At 48.6% G+C, this 743-nt stretch carries 1 tRNA gene and 2 rRNA genes; all 3 read left to right on the top strand.

The features are described 5' to 3' along the window. Positions 1 to 124, top strand: a 16S ribosomal RNA gene (locus J4650_RS22660); the annotation flags it as partial. An 85-nt stretch (positions 125 to 209) separates the two neighbouring features. Further along, positions 210 to 285: transfer RNA gene (locus J4650_RS22655), tRNA-Glu, on the top strand. 193 nt (positions 286 to 478) lie between these two features. After that, positions 479 to 743 (top strand): 23S ribosomal RNA (locus J4650_RS22650); the annotation flags it as partial.

Below are 743 nucleotides of genomic sequence, written 5' to 3'. Positions count from 1 at the left end.
GTGGGTTGCAAAAGAAGTAGGTAGCTTAACCTTCGGGAGGGCGCTTACCACTTTGTGATTCATGACTGGGGTGAAGTCGTAACAAGGTAACCGTAGGGGAACCTGCGGTTGGATCACCTCCTTACCTTAAAGAAGCGTACTTTGAAGTGCTCACACAGATTGTCTGATGAAAAGTGAATAGCAAGGCGTCTTGCGATTGAGACTTCAGTGTCCCCTTCGTCTAGAGGCCCAGGACACCGCCCTTTCACGGCGGTAACAGGGGTTCGAATCCCCTAGGGGACGCCACTTGCTGGTTTGTGAGTGAAAGTCACCTGCCTTAATATCTCAAAACTGACTTACGAGTCACGTTTGAGATATTTGCTCTTTAAAAATCTGGATCAAGCTGAAAATTGAAACACAGAACAACGAAAGTTGTTCGTGAGTCTCTCAAATTTTCGCAACACGATGATGAATCGTAAGAAACATCTTCGGGTTGTGAGGTTAAGCGACTAAGCGTACACGGTGGATGCCCTGGCAGTCAGAGGCGATGAAGGGCGTGCTAATCTGCGATAAGCGCCGGTAAGGTGATATGAACCGTTATAACCGGCGATACCCGAATGGGGAAACCCAGTGTGATTCGTCACACTATCATTAACTGAATCCATAGGTTAATGAGGCGAACCGGGGGAACTGAAACATCTAAGTACCCCGAGGAAAAGAAATCAACCGAGATTCCCCCAGTAGCGGCGAGCGAACGGGGAGGA

The sequence above is a fragment of the Salmonella sp. 32120201201600049SM genome (assembly GCF_017572835.1).
GTDB classification, from domain to species: Bacteria; Pseudomonadota; Gammaproteobacteria; order Enterobacterales; family Enterobacteriaceae; genus Salmonella; species Salmonella enterica.
The sequence above is the reverse complement of the archived record's forward strand: the minus strand, read 5'-3'. Positions and strand labels throughout refer to the sequence as shown.